Consider the following 16915-nt stretch of genomic DNA (forward strand, 5'->3'; position numbering starts at 1 on the left):
CGGCGAGCGCCTTACCCGGCTTGTCGCACGCGAACAGCTCCTTCAGGATGAAGCGGACGCTATTGGGGACCAAGACATGATCGCCGCATTCCTGTTGCTGGCCGTGCAGGCTAGCCCGGACGCTGCCGTATCACGGCGAGTCGAACGCCTGCTGGAGCGGAGTCCGGTGATCGACGGGCATAACGACCTCGCCTGGGAGATCCGCGATCTGCACGACGCGAAGGTCGAGGCGGTCGATCTTTCGGTCGACACCGCACGGCTGCCGAACCCGTTGCAGACCGACATTCCCCGTCTGCGCAAAGGTCATGTCGGCGGTCAGTTCTGGTCGGTCTACATTCCCGCCGACGCGCCGCGCGCGGTCGAGATGACGCTGGAGGAAATCGATATCGTCCGCCGCTTCGTCGCAGCGAACCCGACGACGTTCGAACTCGCGACCACCGCCGCCGACATCCGACGGATCGAAAAGGCGGGACGGATCGCGTCGCTGATCGGCGTCGAGGGCGGGCACCAGATCGACGGGCGGCTGTCGGTGCTGCGTCAGTATCGCGCGCTTGGCGTCGCGTACATGACGCTGACGCACGGCAAGAGCCTGAACTGGGCGGACAGCTCGACCGACGCACCGCGCGCCAACGGGCTCAGCGATTTCGGGCGGCAGGTGGTCGCGGAGATGAACCGGATCGGGATGATCGTCGACGTCAGCCACGTCTCGGACGCGACGATGGCCGCGGCCTTGGCCGCGACCAAGGCGCCGGTGATCGCCTCGCACTCCAGCGCGCGCGATCGCCGACGCGCCGCGCAACATTCCCGACGTTCTATTGCGGGCGATCGGCGCGAACGGCGGCGTGGTCATGGTGAACTTCTACCCGTCGTTCCTGTCGGCCGAATGGCGCGCCTGGGACGTCGCGCGCTCGGCCTATGCGAAGTCGGTCGGCGTGCCGGCGGGGGTCTATGGCGCCAAATCGCCAGCGCCGCTGGTGGCGTGGGACGCCGCGCATCCCGAGCCTCAGGTCACCGCCGCGACGGTCGCCGATCATGTCGAGCATATCGCGAAGATCGCGGGTCACGATCATGTCGGGATCGGCGGCGACTTCGACGGGATCAAGGGACCGGGCCGATCGCGATGAAGGGCGTCGACGGCTACCCGCTGCTGTTCGCGGAACTGGCGCGGCGGGGCTGGAGCGACGGCGATCTGGCGAAACTGTCCGGCGGCAACGTCCTCCGCGTCATGGAGCGGGTCGAAGCGGTCGCGAAGGGAATGGTGGGTATGCCGCCGGTCGACGCGACGGACGTGGCGTCGCGGTAGAAGGGGCGAGTGCTCGTTGCTCGAGTTTCGACCAAACCCGCCAGATCCCGTCACCCCAGCGAAAGCCGGGGTATTCCTCCGTATCAGATGACGTGGGTCAAACGATGATATCCCAGCTTTCGCTGGGATGACGGAATGGTCGGGATGACGGATGGAGGGATGTCACGGATCCGGCATCCGCTGCGGCACAGGAGGCTCCACCACCAGCGGCGGCACCGTCCGCAGCACCAGCCCGATCACCAACGCCGCCACGCCGAGCAGCAAACAGAACGCCGTCACCCCCGGCCATCCGGCATGCGTCCAGGCGAAGCCGCCGGCCGATCCCAGTACGCTCGACCCCATATAATAGAAGAAAAGATAGAACGCCGCCGCCTGCCCGCGCGAACCCTGCGCGCGCCTGCCGACCCAGGCGCTTGCGATCGAATGCGCGCCGAAGAAGCCGACCGTCACGACCGCGATCCCCGCGATCACCAGCACGAGCGGCGTCATCGCGGTCAGCGCGACGCCGACGATCAGCAGAACGACGGGGATCCAGAAGACCTTCCGTCGCCCGAGTCGTCCGGCGAGCGTCCCGAACTTCGCCGAACTCACCGAGCCCAGCACGTAGAGCAGGAACACGCCGCCGACCGCCGCCTGGCTGAGGCCGTAGGGCGGGCTCATCAACCGGAAGCCTGCGTAATTATAGATTGTGACGAACACGCCCATCAGCAGGAACGCCTCGAGATAGAGCAGCGGCATTGCGCGATCGGTGAACAGCGATCCGGCACTCCGCAGCAGCGCCCCCGGCCGTCCCACGCTCGGCGTGAAATTGCGCGAGGCTGGCGCGAGCCGGCGAAACGCCTCAGCCATCGCGAGGCCGGCGATGCCGACCGCGGCCAGCGCCCAGCGCCAGCCTTCGAGATCGGCGACGATGCTCACGACCAGCCGCCCGGCCATCCCGCCGAGCGCGCTGCCCGCGATATACAGCCCCATCGCCGCACCGACCGAGCCCGCATCAACCTCCTCTGCGACATAGGCCATCGCCACCGCCGGCACGCCTGCGAGCGCAACACCAGTCAGGAAGCGCAACACGAGCAACCCGCTCCACCCCGGCACGACCGCCGCCGCCAGCGTCAGCGCCCCCGCCGCGAACATCGCCGCGATCATCAGCGGACGCCGGCCGACGCGGTCGGACACGAACCCGGCAAACAGGATGCCGATCGCCAAGGGCCCGGTCGCTAATGACACCGCGAGCGACGCGCCCTCCGCGGTCAGCCCAAACTGCGCGGCGAAAAGCGGCAGCAATGGCTGCACCGAATACAGCAGCGAGAAGGTCGAGAACCCCGCGAACAGCATGGCCAGCGTGAGCCGGCGGTAGGCGGGCGTCCTGAGCGCAATCGGCGCTTCAGAAGCCACGCAGGAAACTCGCGACGTTGTGGCCAAGCGCGTCGACTGCGTATCCGCCCTCCATGACGATGACGGTCGGCCACTCGCGAGCCGCGATGTCAGCGGCCAGCACTGCGTAGTCGGGCGTGGTCAGCTTGAAATGCGAGATCGGATCGCCCTCCCACGTGTCCGCGCCGAAGCTGACGACGAGCAGGCCGGGATCGAACGCGGCGATCGCGTCGAGCGCTGTGGTCTGCACGGCCCGGAACGCGTCGATTTGCGTGCCTTGCGGGAGGGGCAGGTTCAGTGTCGTACCATGTCCGTTGGCTTCGCCGGTTTCCTCTGCGTGGCCCCAGTAAAAGGGATAGTCGGTCTTCGGATCGGCGTGGATGGACGCGTAGAACACGTCGCCTCTCGTATAGAAGATATCCTGCGTGCCGTTTCCGTGGTGATAGTCGATATCGAGGATCGCGACGCGCGCGACGCCAGCGTCGCGCGCAGCCTGCGCGGCGATCGCGGCGGTGTTGAGGTGGCAGTATCCGCCGCAATAATCCGCGCCGGCATGATGGCCGGGCGGGCGGCAGAGCGCGAATGCCGCGCGATCGCCGTCGAGCACCGCGTGGGTCGCGGCGAGCGCGGACTGCGCGCTGCCGTAGGAGGCGGCCCAGGTCTGCGGCGTGATCGGCGTGGTCGCGTCGAAGCTGTGCGCGCCGATGAGCGCGTCGATACGGGTGAGGTCTAGCGGACGGCGGCCACGGATCGGGAAGGTGTAGGGGATCGCGTTGCCCTCGCGTCCCGCTTCGCGCCAAAGTCTGGCCGCATCCTTCAGGAACGCGACGTATGGCGCGGGGTGGACCGCGAGGATCGGCGCCTCGCCACGATCTTCCGGCGCCTCGACCGGACCGAGCGCGCGCAGGATCGCATCGACGCGCGCGGGAGCCTCCGCATAGGCCGTGAATGCGCCGTTGTGCAGTTCCCAGACTGGTGCGTGGGTCCGCTGGGACTCGTCGAAGAACAGTCGCATCGTTGCTCCTTGGTGAGCGGTCACGGGGGAAGAACCGACCGATCGCCCTATGGGTCCTACCGGGTCGCGCGCGTTCGGCAAATTCGAGCGCTTAGAACAGCGCCAGTTGCCGATCGTCGTCGCCGTTCAGCAGCCAGCGGCCGATCACATCGTGGCGCGTCCGGCCGACATGGCTGTGGACCAGTACGAATGCGTCCGCGGTCCAGCCGATCGGCGCGATGGCTTGCGTGAACGGCGCGCTGTCGCGGTAGCCGAGCGTCATGTGGGGGCTGAACCGATAGCCTTCGCGCTGGGACAGCCCCGCCGACTCGCGTGCTACTGCGATCCGCTGATGCAGTGCCGCGAGCGAGGCGTTCTTGTGGCGCGGACGCAGCGCGATGGATCGATCGCTGCCAACCGCCGTGTCGAACTGGAGCGCGAACGGCGCCGCTTCGACCGCATCGCCGATCGCTTTCAGGTCGCGTTCCAGCGCGGTCGAGACGCGGTCGTGGTCGTCGAGGATGTCGATCGTGACATGGAGATGCTCGGGGCGCAGCTTCTGCGCGGGACCGTCGAACCACGCCGCCGCCTCGGTGATCTGGCGCGCTAGCGGAAATGGTGGGCGGATCGCGAAGAACAGGCGATGACGGGCGATCGGTCGATGAAACATGCCGGTTTCCGAATCGGGGGAGGCGGGCCTGTTGCTAATATGTTCTCTATTTCTTGTCGAGGTCCGGTGCGAACTTGCAGGATGAGAGCACCACCCCGGCGAAGGCCGGGGCCCAATTGGAAAGGTCAGAGTAACGACACGTTGCGCTCCGTTAAGCGCGTATCCCAATTGGGCCCCGGCCTCCGCCGGGGTGGATCTGTCTGCCAGAGCAGCCTTACCGAGCCAACGCCTCGGCGATCAGTTTGCGCGAGTTCGCTACCCCATACAGCGCAATGAAGCTCCCCATCCGCGGGCCCTGCTCGGACCCGAGCAGCGTCTCGTACAACGCCTTGAACCAGTCGCGCAGATTGTCGAAACCGCCGGTCTTGCCGATCTCGTAGACGATGTTCTGGATGTCTTCCGCGCTCGCCTCCGCCGGCAACGCGGCGAGCTCCGCATCGAGCCGCTCCAGCGCCGCGACCTCGACGCCTTCGGGCGCACGCCGCTTCAACGTCGGCGCGACGAAATCGCGACTATACGCCAGCGCATAGCCAATCAGCCGGTCGAGCTCGGGATATTTCGCCGCCGAAGCATCGGGCACGTAATTCGCCAGATACCCCCAGACCTGCTCCTTGCTCGCATCGCCCATCACGCCGACGAGGTTGAGCAGCAATCCGAACGTCACCGGCATTTCGCCCGTCGGCAGTTTGCCGTCGTGGATGTGATGGACAGGATTGCCGAGCTTCTGCTTCAGGTCCTGGGCGGCATAATTGCCGCGGAACTGCCAATAGTCGTCCACCGCGCGCGGGATCACGCCCATGTGCAGCGACTTCGCCTTCTTCGGCTCGCGGTAGGCATAGAACGCCAGCGATTCCTCGGGGCCGTAGGTCAGCCACTGCTCCAAGCTCAGCCCGTTGCCCTTCGACTTCGAGATCTTCTCGCCATTCTCGTCGAGGAACATCTCGTAATTGAAGCCCTCGGGCGGACGGCCGCCGAGCACGCGCGCGATCTTCGACGACTGAGTGACCGAATCGATCAGGTCCTTGCCCGCCATCTCGTAATCGACGCCGAGCGCAACCCAGCGCATCGCCCAGTCGACCTTCCACTGCAGCTTGGCCTTGCCGCCGAGCACGCTCTGCTCGATCCGCTGGCCCTCATCCTCGAACGCGATCAGGCCCGTCTCCGCATCGATCACCTCGATCGGCACTTGCAGCACGATGCCGCTGGTCGGCGAGATCGGCAGCACCGGCGAATAGGTCGCGCGACGCTCGGCCCGCAGCGTCGGGAGCATCACGTCTTGGATGCCCTGGAAATGGCGAAGCACACCCTTCAGCGCCTCGTCGAAACGCCCGCCGGTGTAATATTCGGTCGACGACGCGAACTCGTAGTCGAAGCCATAGCGGTCGAGAAAGTCGCGCAGGATCGCGTTGTTGTGTGCGGCAAAGCTGGAATGCGTGCCGAACGGATCGGGGATTTGCGTCAGCGGCTTGCCGAGATGCTCGCGCAGCATGTCGCCGTTGGGTACGTTGTCCGGGACTTTCCGGAGACCGTCCATATCGTCCGAGAACGCGATCAGCCGAGTCGGCGTATTGCTCAGCGCGTGGAACGCGTTGCGCACCATCGTCGTGCGCAGCACCTCGTTGAACGTACCGATATGCGGCAGGCCCGACGGTCCGTAGCCTGTCTCGAACAGCATCGGATTGCCCGACTTGCCGTTCGGATACCGCTTGAGGAGTTTGCGCGCCTCCTCGTATGGCCAGGCTTTGGACTCGAGGGCGGCGGTGCGGATGTCATCGGTCATAGCGTTCGGCGATTAGCGCCTGCGCCCGTGTCCGTCACCCCACCGCCGCATGCGTCTTAGCGGCAACGATCCTTCGCGGTGATCGTCCGGTCGACCGCACGGCCACCGAGCGCACCCGCTGCGCCGCCGGCGAGCGTGCCGAGCAAGCCGCCGCCGACCGCATTGCCGAGCACCGCACCGCCGACGCCGCCTGCGACAAGACCGGTCGTGCCGCTCGAATGGCGGCAACGCTTTGCGCGGTAACGACGGTCATGGCCGCGATACTCACGCTTCGAGCGTGCTTCGGCCTTGCCCGTAGGAATCACGGCGGCGGCCGGGATTGCGAGCGAGAGCGCGCTCAGCGCCATGAGAAACTTCCGCATGATGATCGTCCCTGTTGATGTAGGTAAAGGCCAGTATCGATAAGTGCGCAACGCATGTGAACCGTACCGGTTGCGTAACGGCGAATTTGGATAAGTTCGCGTATCGATGCCCCCCGTCATCCCAGCGAAAGCTGGGATATCCCCGTGGGGATCGCAGCACCTGCCCCATGAATATCCCAGCTTTCGCTGGGATGACGGGCGGGGGCGGGGCATCCCCGATCGGGGTCCTGCGCACCGCTGACCATATCCCCTTCCACAAAAGGTTGCCCTTTCGTTCTCGTTGCAGCAAGGTCGCCAGGATGCCGCTCCCCTATCCCGCCCTCCACGCCAGCCACGCCGGCATCTGGATCGCGAACGCCGAGGGTGCGCGTCCGATCGGGCGAGGCGAGGCGATCCGGATCGCCGCCGATACGCCGGTCATCATGCTCAATGCGCCGCTGGTCGGGCAGCGGCTAGGGTATCCCGACCTGTCGGGGCTCGACCTGCTCGAACTCTACGCCTTCCTTCGTCCCGCGCAGTTCGCGGTGCCGACGCCGAAGGGGATCGCGCGGGTTACCGGCCTCGACGTGCCGACCGAGGATGCGGAGGTCGCGCCGTTCCTGCTGCGCGCGGCCGAGGCGATGCTGGCGCTCACCGATGACGACTGGCCCGAGCGGGAGGGCGCGTGGACCGCTGCGCAATCGCTGTTCCGGTTGCGCTGGCCGTGGGCGCCGGTCGTTGCCGAGCGGCTGAAAAAGCCTGCGGTCAACGAACGCTGGCTGTTCTCGTCGCTGCCCGAATGGGAGGAGCATGCGCCGCGGCCAGCCCCACGTACCGTGACGATCGAGCCGGGTGATGCCGAGGCCCGGCTGGTCGACCTCACCGGCCACGGTGCCGAGGAACGCCCCGGCCAGCGCGCTTATGCCGGTGCCGCCACTGCCGCCTTCGCCCCGCGAGCGATGCGCGACACGCCGAACCTCGTCCTGGCCGAAGCCGGCACCGGGATTGGCAAGACGTTGGGCTATCTCGCGCCCGCGTCGCTCTGGGCGGAGAAGGCCGGCGGCGCGGTGTGGATCTCGACCTACACCAAGACGCTGCAACGGCAGTTGGGGCAGGAAACCGCGCGCTTGTATCCCGACGCGGCGATCCGGAAAGCCAAGGTCGTCACGCGGAAGGGCCGCGAGAATTACCTCTGCCTGCTCAACCTTGAGGACGCGCTGCAAGGCGGGTTCGCGGGGCGCGCGGCGATCCTCGCGCATCTCGTCGCACGCTGGGCCGCCTACAGCGCGGATGGCGACATGGTCGGCGGCGACCTGCCGGGCTGGCTGCCCACCCTGTTCCGCCGCAATGGCTCGACCGCGCTGACCGACCGGCGCGGCGAGTGCGTGTATGCCGGCTGCCCGCACTACCGGAAATGCTTCATCGAGCGCGCCGCGCGCGCCTCGTCCGACGCCGACATCGTCATCGCCAACCACGCACTGGTGATGGTCAATGCCGCGAGAGGGCGCGAACTCGCCACCCGACCGACGCGGTACGTGTTCGACGAGGGCCATCACATCTTCGATGCGGCCGATTCGATGTTCGCGACCGCGCTGACCGGCGCCGAGACGATCGAACTGCGCCGCTGGATTCTCGGCCCCGAATCGAGCGGTCGTGGGCGTAGGCGGGGGCTCGCCGCACGGCTGTCCGATCTTGCCAGCTACGACGAACAGGGGGCAAGGGCGATCTCCGACGCGGTGACGGCGGCGGGGGCTCTGGCGTCCGACGGCTGGTTGCAACGTCTTGGCGAAGGCGCGCCGTTCGGGCCGATCGAGACGCTGCTCGCCGCCGTCCGTGGGCTCACCTACGCAAGAGCCGAGCAGCCGGGCGATGCGGGCTATGGCCTGGAGACCGAACTCGCCGAGCCCGATGCGACGCTGATCGAGGCCGCCGCGCCCGCCGCCGCCGCGCTCGACGCGCTCGTCCGCCCGCTCGTCACGCTTGGCCGCCGGCTCGAAGCCGTGCTCGCCGAAGCCCCCGACTGGATGGACGCACCCGCCCGAGCCCGAGTCGAAGGCGCGATCGCGTCGATCGGCTGGCGCGCGGAGACGGTGGCGTCGTGGCTGTCGCTGCTCGCGCGCGTCGGCGGACCGGTCGATGGCGATTTCGTCGACTGGCTCGCGGTCGACCGGATCGAAGGCCGCGAGTTCGATATCGGGCTGCACCGCCACTGGCTCGACCCGACCCGCCCGTTCGCGGAGATCGTCCTGAAGCCTGCGCACGGTGCACTCGTCACCTCGGCGACGCTGACCGGCGGCGGCGATTGGGAGGTGGCCGAAGCCCGTACCGGTGCGCCGCATCTGCTGCGCCCGGCGGCGCGGTTCGAGGCGAAGAGCCCGTTCGACTATACGCGGCAGGCCGAAGTCTTGATCGTCACGGACGTGAAGCGTGGCGATATCGGTGCGCTTGCCAACGCCTATGCGCAGCTGATCGTGGCCAGCCGTGGCGGCACGCTCGGGCTGTTCACCGCGATCCGGCGCCTGCGCGGCGTGCACGGGCGCATTGCGGATCGCCTCGCGCGCGAAGGCCTGCCGCTCCACGCGCAGCACGTCGATCCGATCGACACCGGCACCTTGGTCGATATTTTCCGTGATGATCCGGGCGCATCGCTGCTCGGCACCGATGCGCTGCGCGACGGCGTCGACGTCCCCGGCGAGTCGCTGCGACTTGTGGTGATGGAGGGGGTGCCCTGGGCGAAACCTTCGGTGCTGCACGCGGCGCGGCGTCTGGCCGGTGGTGGTTCGGCGTATGACGACCGCCTCGTTCGCGCGCGGCTCGCACAGGCGTTCGGACGTTTGATCCGGCGCGCCGACGACTCCGGTGTGTTCGTGATGCTGTCCGCCGCGATGCCGTCGCGGCTGCTCAGCGCGTTCCCGCCGGGGGTGCCGATCGCCCGCGTCACGCTCGAAGAAGCGGTGGCCCGAGTCGCGAGCCGGCTTTCCTCACGGGCCCCGGTAGGGCATGAAAGCCGCGAACCGGCTTGAGGATTGCCATGAAGACGTTGACGCTGTTGCGCCACGCCAAGTCCGGCTGGGACGATCCGGTCGCGCGCGATTTTGACCGCCCGCTCAACGCCAAGGGCAAGCGCGCCGCGGCGATGGTCGGTCGGCATATGCGATCACTGGGATTGGCGTTCGATCATGCGATCGCGTCGCCCGCGGTGCGCGTATCGGAGACGCTGGAGCAGATCGAATCGGGCTATGGTCGGACGATCGCGCCGACGCTGGACCGTCGCGTGTATCTCGCGTCGGCAGCGACGTTGCTCGACGTGGTGCACGGCTTCCCGGCCGAAGCCGAGAGCGCGCTACTGATCGGGCATAATCCGGGGTTGGAAGATCTCGTCCTGATGCTGGTGGAGGACGGGGCCGACCCGCTGCGCGATGCGGTCGAGGACAAATATCCGACCGCCAGCATCGCCGAGCTCCAGTTTGAAGGGGATTGGGCGGATATCACGTCGGCCACCGCCCGCCTGACCCGATTCATCCGCCCCCGCGATCTCGATCCGACCTTAGGCCCCGACGCGGATTGACCACGCGGGGCTAAAACCGGCGGTCTATTTGCCTTGTGCCCGCCAGCGCTGAATCGTCCTGCCGATGATCTGGTCTTCGCCGCCGACGTCGCGCCAGAGTTCGGAAAAGAGTGGGTCGCCCGACGCCGGACGTTTCGATTCCTCGAGCCCGTCGAAACTAACGCGGATCGGGATAGTCACGCCTTCGCCACAGATGATGCATTCGCGATTGCGCAATGCGGGAATCGAATCGAGGAAGCCCCGTGCACCCTCGGGCATCGCCGCGCGGACGAACGCCTGATCGCGGTCGTTGTTGAGGCGCATCGCGATGATCGTGCCGCACTGCGACAGCACGCCTTCCGCCAGATCCGACGGGCGCTGCGTGATGAGGCCGAGCGACACGCCGTACTTACGGCCTTCCTTCGCGATCCGGCCGAGGATGCGACCGACCGCACTGCTCGTCTCTTGGCCGGCGGGGATGTAGCGATGCGCCTCTTCGCAGACCAGCAGGATCGGGCGCTGCGGTTCGTTGCGCGACCAGATCGCAAAGTCGAACGTCATCCGCGCAAGGACCGCGACCACCACGGACGTAATGTCCGACGGCACGCCCGAGACGTCGATGATCGAGATCGGCTTGCCGTCGCCGGGCAGACGGAAGATCCGGCTTAGGAAACTCGCCATCGTGTCCGCGACGAGCATCCCCGAGAACATGAAGCCATAGCGCGGGTCCGCCTTGATCTCGTCGATCTTGGTTTTCAGGCGTAGATACGGCGCGGTGTCGCCGGCGCGGTCCATCTTGCCCATTTCGGCGCTGATGATCGTCGTCAGGTCGCTGAGCAGATAGGGAATGGGCGCATCGACCGTCAGCTTGGCGATCTCCTGACCGAGACGGCTCTTGGCTTTGGCGGCGAGCAGGCATTTGGCGAGGATGTCCGCATCGAACTGCCGCGCGGACCCGCTGCTGGTGAGGAAAACCTCGCAATGCTCCTCGAAGTTCATCAGCCAATAGGGCATTTGCAAATTCGAGACGTCGTACAGCGCACCGTTCGATTTGAACGCAGCCGCATATTCGCCATGCGGATCGATCATCACGATATGGCCCTGCGGCGCGAGTTCGCAGATTCGGTGGAGGATCAAGGCGGCACTGGTCGACTTGCCGGTACCGGTCGATCCGACAAGCGCGAAATGCTTGCCGAGCATCGCGTCGACATAGAGCGCGGCGGGGATGTCGCTGGTCGGATACACCGTGCCGACGGTGATGTTGGCGCGATCCTCGGCGGCATAGACCTGTTGCAGGTCCGACGTGGTGATCGGGTACACCTCGGCGCCGGGCATCGGATACCGCGTCACACCGCGACGGAACCGATAGAGCTTGCCGGTCAGGCGTTCCTCGTCGCCCTCACCGAGAAAGTCGATGTCGGCGGCGATGCAGGTGCCGGCATTGTCTTCGAGCTTGAGCGACCGGATGTTGGCGACCAGCCACGTCGTGCCAACGCGCATCTTCACCTGACCGCCGACCTGACCTGCGGCCGCGACAACGGGGTCGCGATCGTCGCACAGCGCACCGATCGACGCGCGGTCGAGCAACACACGGCTGCTCGATCCAGCGATCGCGAAGATGACGCCGATCGGGGCAGGCGGTACCATGCCGACGGAACCACTGGTCGGCGATGGCGCGCGCAGGAAGGCATCGGGTCCCGGCATTTCACTCATTCTGGCAAGATCCCCAGTCATTTACCCAATGTCTTGCACGCAAGACCGTAAACATCCGGTGAGGATGGTGAAGGAACGCTAAACCCTTCGCGCGATCCAGCCCGCCGCCCAACCAAGAAAGACCGAGAGGGCAACCGCGACCAGACCATAGACGACCGACGAGCGATCCGCGGCGCGAGCGACGAAGCGTTCGAAGCCGGATTTGCGGATGTCGATGTCGCGCACGGCGGCTGCCAGCACGCGTCCGTCGCGGATCAGGAACGTCTCCGCGGTGAAGCGGCCGACCGGTACGCGCGCCGGGATCGAGACGCGCGCCCGGTATAGCACGCCGTCGGTGATCTCGACCGCCCGTGGCGCCTCGTAATAGAGGCCGGCACGTCGTTTCAGGTCGACGAGGCCCTTCTGGAAGCGGTCCTGCGTGTCGGCGGGGGCGCTGGAGGCGGGCGACAATTGTAGGCTGTCGAGCCCAAGTTCGTAGATCGCGCGCGTCCGATCGTCGACGAGGCGGTCGATCGGCTTGGATGAGGCGATCGCGTAGAAGCTCGGTGCGGACCGGTAGCGCAGCCTTGACGCGTTGACCCAGATTCCGGCGACCTTCTCCTTCTCGCGCATCAGGATCGACTGGGTCGGCCCCTTCACGACGACGACGACGTCGGTCGGTTGCTCGCCGGTTGGCAGGCGGCCACCGGGATAGAGAATCGCCCCGAACAGGAGGAGTTCTGCACCGGTGAAGCTGTAGGCGATCTCGATATTGCGCTGCGATACGTCCGGGACGAGCACGGGCTTCGCCTGCGCCATCAGCAGCGGCGCGAATGCCAGAATTGGCCACTTTCTCAAGACAGCGTGACCGAGAAGATCTCCTCGGGCCGCCAGACCAGCCCGAGCAGGATGCGCGCGCCGACCAGCAACACCATCACCGCAAGCGCGAGGCGGAGATATTCGGGGCGGAACTTGGTCGCGAACCGCGCACCGATCTGCGCGCCGACGACCGAGCCGAGCAGCAACAGCCCGGCGAGGACGATATCGACCGCCTTGGTGGTCGTTGCATGGACCATCGTCGCGACCGCGGTCACGAACAGCGTCTGAAACAAGGAGGTGCCGACCACGACGGAGGTCGCCATGCCGAGCAGGTAGATCATCGCGGGGACCAGGATAAAGCCGCCGCCGATGCCAAGCAGGATGGTCAGGATGCCGGTAAAGAAGCCGAGCAGGAGCGGCGCGAGCGGCGAGATGTACAGCCCCGAGGCGTAGAACCGCGTGCGGAGCGGAAGCGCGGCGACGAGCGGGTGATGGCGGCGTTTGCGCGCCTTCGGCGGACGCCCGGTGCGCGCGCGACCGATCGTGCCGATCGACTCCTTCGCCATCAGGCCGCCGATCGAGCCGAGCATGAGAACGTAGACGATCGCGATCACCGTATCGATCTGCCCGCTTTGCTGGAGCAGCCGGAACAGCCACGCACCGAAGAATGAACCGAGGATACCGCCTGCGACCAGCACCCCGCCCATCTTGGTATCGACGCCCTTGCGGCGGAAATGCGCGAATACGCCGGACACGCTCGCGCCGGTCACCTGGCTTGCGGACGAGGCGGCGGCGACGGTCGGCGGGATGCCGTAGACGATCAGCAGCGGCGTCGTCAGGAACCCGCCACCCACCCCGAACATGCCCGACAACAGCCCGACGCCCCCGCCGAGCAGGATGATGACGAGCGCGTTGACCGACAGGTTGGCGACGGGGAGATACAGATCCACGTTAGCAGCGTTACACCGGATTGCGCGCGGGGCTAGGCTGGACTGGGCACCGATCCCGGTGTTTGGACACGGGATCAGAAGTCGCTGCCGATCGACAGCGCCGGTCCCGAGCCGGGACGCGCGCCGCCCGCGATCCGCTCGCGCCAGTCGAGCGTCAGGCGGAGCGATTTATGCGCGATCGGCAGCGTGGCGACGACCGATGGTCCGATGTCGAAACGTTCGGCAGCCCGTTGCGCGCTCGCCCATGTGCCGATGCCGATATCGAGACGGGCCGTCGCGACGGTGCCGAGCGGATGGGTCAGCCGAGCCGAGGCATCGACGAACGTCTGGAGCCCGTCGCGGGCGATCGCACCGGCCTGCCCGTATGTTTCAAGACGGACACCGGGGACGATATCGGCAGGACCATAGCCGCCGAGCACGCCGATCGTCGGTCCGTTGCGGCCACCATCGAGAACGAAACGGTGCTCGACGATCAGGCGGATCGGCATCCTCGTCGGTTGCCACTCGATTCCAACCGCGGCTTCGCGTCCGCGGCCCTCGAGCGGGGCGGCGACCCGGGCCGACAGTGCGAACCGGCGGGCAGCGTCGATCGCGTAGGTTATCCGCAGCCCCGCCTGCGAAGCGCCGAGCTGGCCGCCGGAGACGGTACCGGCCGGGCCCCCGCGTACCAGCAGCCATGCACTACCGTTCAGCCGACTCGCGCCGCGAACCACGAACGGCGCTAACAGGAAAGGCGGTGCGTCGGTTCGGCCGGGAGGTTGCTGCCCGAAAGACTGGGCGGCGATGTGGTCCAGCGACCAGGTTTCCGGCAAGCCGGATACCCTAGGGGCAGCGCGACATCCGTACGCGGTTTCGCCCGGAAAACGATGGCGGGCGGGGCGGGCGTCACGACGGTATCGCTCAACGGCGGGATGACGAATGCGATCTGGCGCGGACCGGGGAATACGGCGGCGGCGGGAAATACCGTCGCGGCGGCGGGAAATACCGTCGCGGCGGCGGGCGGTACCAGTATCTTCGTTAAGGTTGGGCGGATGGGCAAGGGTTGACGGGGCTCGATCTCAGACAACAGTACCGCAATCCTGACCAACACCCAGCCACCCAGCGTCAGCGCAAGGAATCGCAACGGCCGCCCGCCGGTCATCCCGGTGCTGGAACGCTCGGTCCGAACCCGTGGCATGCGCTGATCGACGCTGCGGGGGCGTCGGGAAATTCATGACGGGTCTTGTCCCATACCGGCGCTGCGCCCCGCAGCATGGCGATGTAGCGCGCCACCGCGCAGGGCGCGACGAGCAACGAGACGCAGTTGCCGACGATGAAGCGGGGAAGCGCCCAAAGGCTTCGCCAACGCCGTAGCTGCGACCCGTAAACACCATCCGTGATCCCAGCCGCCACGCCAGCAGGACGGCGTTGGCGATGAACAGCCAGAGCGCGATCGGATGGGACCGGTCGAGCGCTGGCATTGCCTGGCCCGCAAAGTGATGCGCCGCCATCGACAATGCCCAAGCCAGCATCCCGACATAGGCGACCGCGAGAATGACGACGGCGAGCGGTGCCCGCCGATCACGCATCCGCATCCAGTGGTCGGCAAAGGCGCGGGGCCTCGCCCAGCCGGTCCGATCCCAACCGGCTAGCGCGATGCCGTTCATCCACCGTGTTTTCTGGCGGACCGACTCGCGGATCGTACCGGGGAAATAGGCGCGCACGGCGACGACTGCACCGACATCGTCCGCTGCTACCCGCGCAAAGATACAGCGCGCGCCAAGCTCCGCCAGCCGCAAGCCAAGTTCATAATCCTCGGTTAGACTGGTCGCGTCGAACGGATTGCCGCCGCGCGCGAACGCGATCCTGGCAAGCATGTCGGGTGCGATCGCGCAGCCGGTGCCGGCTAGCGGCATTCCCGCCCCCAAAGCGGTCCTGACGACGATCTGCTTCGCGTGCGACTCGGCAAACTCGTCGGCATAGTGTCCCGACACCAGCCGAGCACCGTGATGGACGAGCGGGAGGACCGGCAATTGCACGACATCGTACCGATCGATCAGGCAATCGAAGACACGCAGTTCCTGCGGATGCACGACATCCTCGGCGTCGTGCAGCACGATCGCCTTGGTATGCCGGTGCTCACGGGCATCGTCGCGGCCGAGCGCATGCCACACCGTATTGAGGCAATCCGCCTTGGTCGTGGGACCGTCGCGCGGCCCGATCACGATCCTGACGCGGGCATCATGCTCGGCGATCGCGGCAACGGCATCGATCGTGCCCCGATCATTCGGATAGACACCGACATAGATCCGGTAATCGTCATGGCGATAGCGATCCAGCGCGGTCGACAACATGCCGCCGATTACCGACACCTCGTCCCATGCCGCTACGAACACTGCGATCGCGCCGATGCATCGTGGCGGCGGCAGAGTCGCGAGCGTCAGCCGGGGACGCGCGCCATGCCGAATCCGACGGACGATGAAAACGAGATCGACCAGCAGGTCGTCGATGCCGCCAAGAAAAAGCCCGACTCCGGCAAACAGCAAACTTTCCCGCGCCAAGCCGTCGATGATCCAGAACGACTCGAGCATGGCGTACCCCCGACGACGAGGTACAGCAGCATATGTCCGTTTCGGATTCAGTCCGATCCGAAACGGATGTTTGGCGGTCTCCGCGGCGCAAGTGATGGCGCTGAGTCACTCAAAATATGCAGGTTTGGGCGGGGCCTGCGAACCATCGTCATCGCGAGGCGTTACGTCCGCGATCCCACCCCTTTCGGGATCGGCGCCGATCCACTCCGGCCCGGCCGTACCGATGCGTAGCAGGCGGTACGGCCAAACCGGTGGGACTCAGCCTTGATTACGGACGATCGCGCCCACCACCGCCGGTGTTGCCGCCATTGCCACCGCCGCCGCCGGCACCCGCAGCGCCGACCGTACCGATGTTTCCGAACAGATCCTGGAAGAAGCCGCGTTCGCGACCCAGCGTCGGCGTGGTCTTGCCGTACGGCTTGACCGAGGCAACCTGATCGAGCCCGCCGCGACGGATCGCGGTGACGGTCCCCTTCTGGTCGAAGCTGATCTGCAGCGTGATCTGCGCGTTGGGCCGCGGATTGCGGAACGCCAGGTTGCGGCTGTCGCGTGCGAGATAATACCAATCTCCCTGGTCGAACTGACCCGCGAGCGTCGGCTTGCCGAGCGTCTGGAGCACCGACTGACGGTTATCCACGCCGGGCTGGACCGAGTTGACCAGGTCAGTGTCGACGACATACCCCTGATGCGAGCGCAACTGGGTGCAGCCCGCGCTGGCAAGCGTAACGACCGCAAGCGCGGCGGCGAGACCCGTACGGGCGGAAAACACGCTCATATAAACTCCCAACCGGGGCACGCGAAAACACGTGACGGTTGCGATGCGATTGCATCGGCCGCCGATCGCCTCGATATGCGAGGATGCGCGGGCAAACAAG

General features: G+C 66.6%; 15 protein-coding genes. 4 read left to right on the top strand and 11 right to left on the bottom strand.

The window, feature by feature from the left end; all coding sequences use genetic code 11:
- Positions 1-76: 76 nt before the first annotated feature.
- A complete protein-coding gene (locus QP181_RS15100; protein WP_443027550.1) occupies positions 77-1303 on the top strand; it encodes a dipeptidase in 1227 nt (408 codons plus the stop codon).
- A 162-nt stretch (positions 1304-1465) separates the two neighbouring features.
- Here the strand turns inward: QP181_RS15100 and QP181_RS15110 are convergent, their stop codons facing one another.
- From QP181_RS15110 to QP181_RS15130, 5 genes are all read right to left on the bottom strand, one after another.
- Positions 1466-2698 carry an MFS transporter gene (locus QP181_RS15110; RefSeq protein WP_333929053.1) on the bottom strand — a complete coding sequence of 411 codons (1233 nt, stop codon included), beginning with the start codon at positions 2696-2698 and terminating at the stop codon, positions 1466-1468.
- Positions 2688-3692: a histone deacetylase family protein gene (locus QP181_RS15115; protein ID WP_333929054.1), complete on the bottom strand. Its 1005-nt coding sequence runs from the start codon at positions 3690-3692 to the stop codon at positions 2688-2690. The genes QP181_RS15110 and QP181_RS15115 overlap by 11 nt, the downstream gene beginning before the upstream one ends.
- A gap of 91 nt (positions 3693-3783) precedes the next feature.
- Positions 3784-4341: a 2'-5' RNA ligase family protein gene (locus QP181_RS15120; protein ID WP_333929055.1), complete on the bottom strand. Its 558-nt coding sequence runs from the start codon at positions 4339-4341 to the stop codon at positions 3784-3786.
- 214 nt (positions 4342-4555) lie between these two features.
- Positions 4556-6121: a lysine--tRNA ligase gene (locus tag QP181_RS15125; RefSeq protein WP_333929056.1), complete on the bottom strand. Its 1566-nt coding sequence runs from the start codon at positions 6119-6121 to the stop codon at positions 4556-4558.
- Between the two features lie 56 nt (positions 6122-6177).
- Complete coding sequence (locus tag QP181_RS15130; RefSeq protein WP_056053958.1) at positions 6178-6483, bottom strand: hypothetical protein; 306 nt, start codon at positions 6481-6483, stop codon at positions 6178-6180.
- Between the two features lie 299 nt (positions 6484-6782).
- Between QP181_RS15130 and QP181_RS15135 the strand changes: the two genes are divergently transcribed.
- Both QP181_RS15135 and QP181_RS15140 read left to right on the top strand, forming a co-directional pair.
- Positions 6783-9485, top strand: a complete 2703-nt coding sequence (locus QP181_RS15135; RefSeq protein WP_333929057.1) for an ATP-dependent DNA helicase — start codon at positions 6783-6785, stop codon at positions 9483-9485.
- Between the two features lie 8 nt (positions 9486-9493).
- Positions 9494-10030, top strand: a complete 537-nt coding sequence (locus tag QP181_RS15140) for a SixA phosphatase family protein (protein WP_333929058.1) — start codon at positions 9494-9496, stop codon at positions 10028-10030.
- 24 nt (positions 10031-10054) lie between these two features.
- On the opposite strand, the gene QP181_RS15145 is transcribed toward QP181_RS15140, so the two are convergent.
- The 4 genes from QP181_RS15145 to QP181_RS15160 form a co-directional block, all read right to left on the bottom strand.
- A complete protein-coding gene (locus tag QP181_RS15145) occupies positions 10055-11722 on the bottom strand; it encodes an ATP-binding protein (protein WP_443027551.1) in 1668 nt (555 codons plus the stop codon).
- 78 nt (positions 11723-11800) lie between these two features.
- Positions 11801-12520, bottom strand: coding sequence for a TIGR02186 family protein (locus QP181_RS15150; RefSeq protein WP_207894105.1), 720 nt, complete (start codon positions 12518-12520; stop codon positions 11801-11803).
- A 35-nt stretch (positions 12521-12555) separates the two neighbouring features.
- Positions 12556-13470 (bottom strand): sulfite exporter TauE/SafE family protein, encoded by a 915-nt coding sequence (locus QP181_RS15155; protein WP_277984072.1) that lies wholly within the window; start codon positions 13468-13470, stop codon positions 12556-12558.
- A 74-nt stretch (positions 13471-13544) separates the two neighbouring features.
- Positions 13545-14183, bottom strand: coding sequence for a hypothetical protein (locus QP181_RS15160; protein ID WP_333929059.1), 639 nt, complete (start codon positions 14181-14183; stop codon positions 13545-13547).
- Between the two features lie 153 nt (positions 14184-14336).
- On the opposite strand from QP181_RS15160, the gene QP181_RS15165 reads away from it, so the two are divergent.
- Entirely contained in the window at positions 14337-14516 is a 180-nt protein-coding gene (locus tag QP181_RS15165; protein ID WP_333929060.1) for a hypothetical protein, read from the top strand.
- A gap of 12 nt (positions 14517-14528) precedes the next feature.
- Here the strand turns inward: QP181_RS15165 and QP181_RS15170 are convergent, their stop codons facing one another.
- Complete coding sequence (locus QP181_RS15170; RefSeq protein WP_333929061.1) at positions 14529-16040, bottom strand: glycosyl transferase family protein; 1512 nt, start codon at positions 16038-16040, stop codon at positions 14529-14531.
- Positions 16041-16308: 268 nt separating this feature from the next.
- Positions 16309-16815 (bottom strand): outer membrane protein assembly factor BamE, encoded by a 507-nt coding sequence (locus tag QP181_RS15175; protein ID WP_132735062.1) that lies wholly within the window; start codon positions 16813-16815, stop codon positions 16309-16311.
- Positions 16816-16915: the final 100 nt, after the last annotated feature.

The organism is Sphingomonas sp. LR55 (genome assembly GCF_036856015.1).
Taxonomy (GTDB): domain Bacteria; phylum Pseudomonadota; class Alphaproteobacteria; order Sphingomonadales; family Sphingomonadaceae; genus Sphingomonas.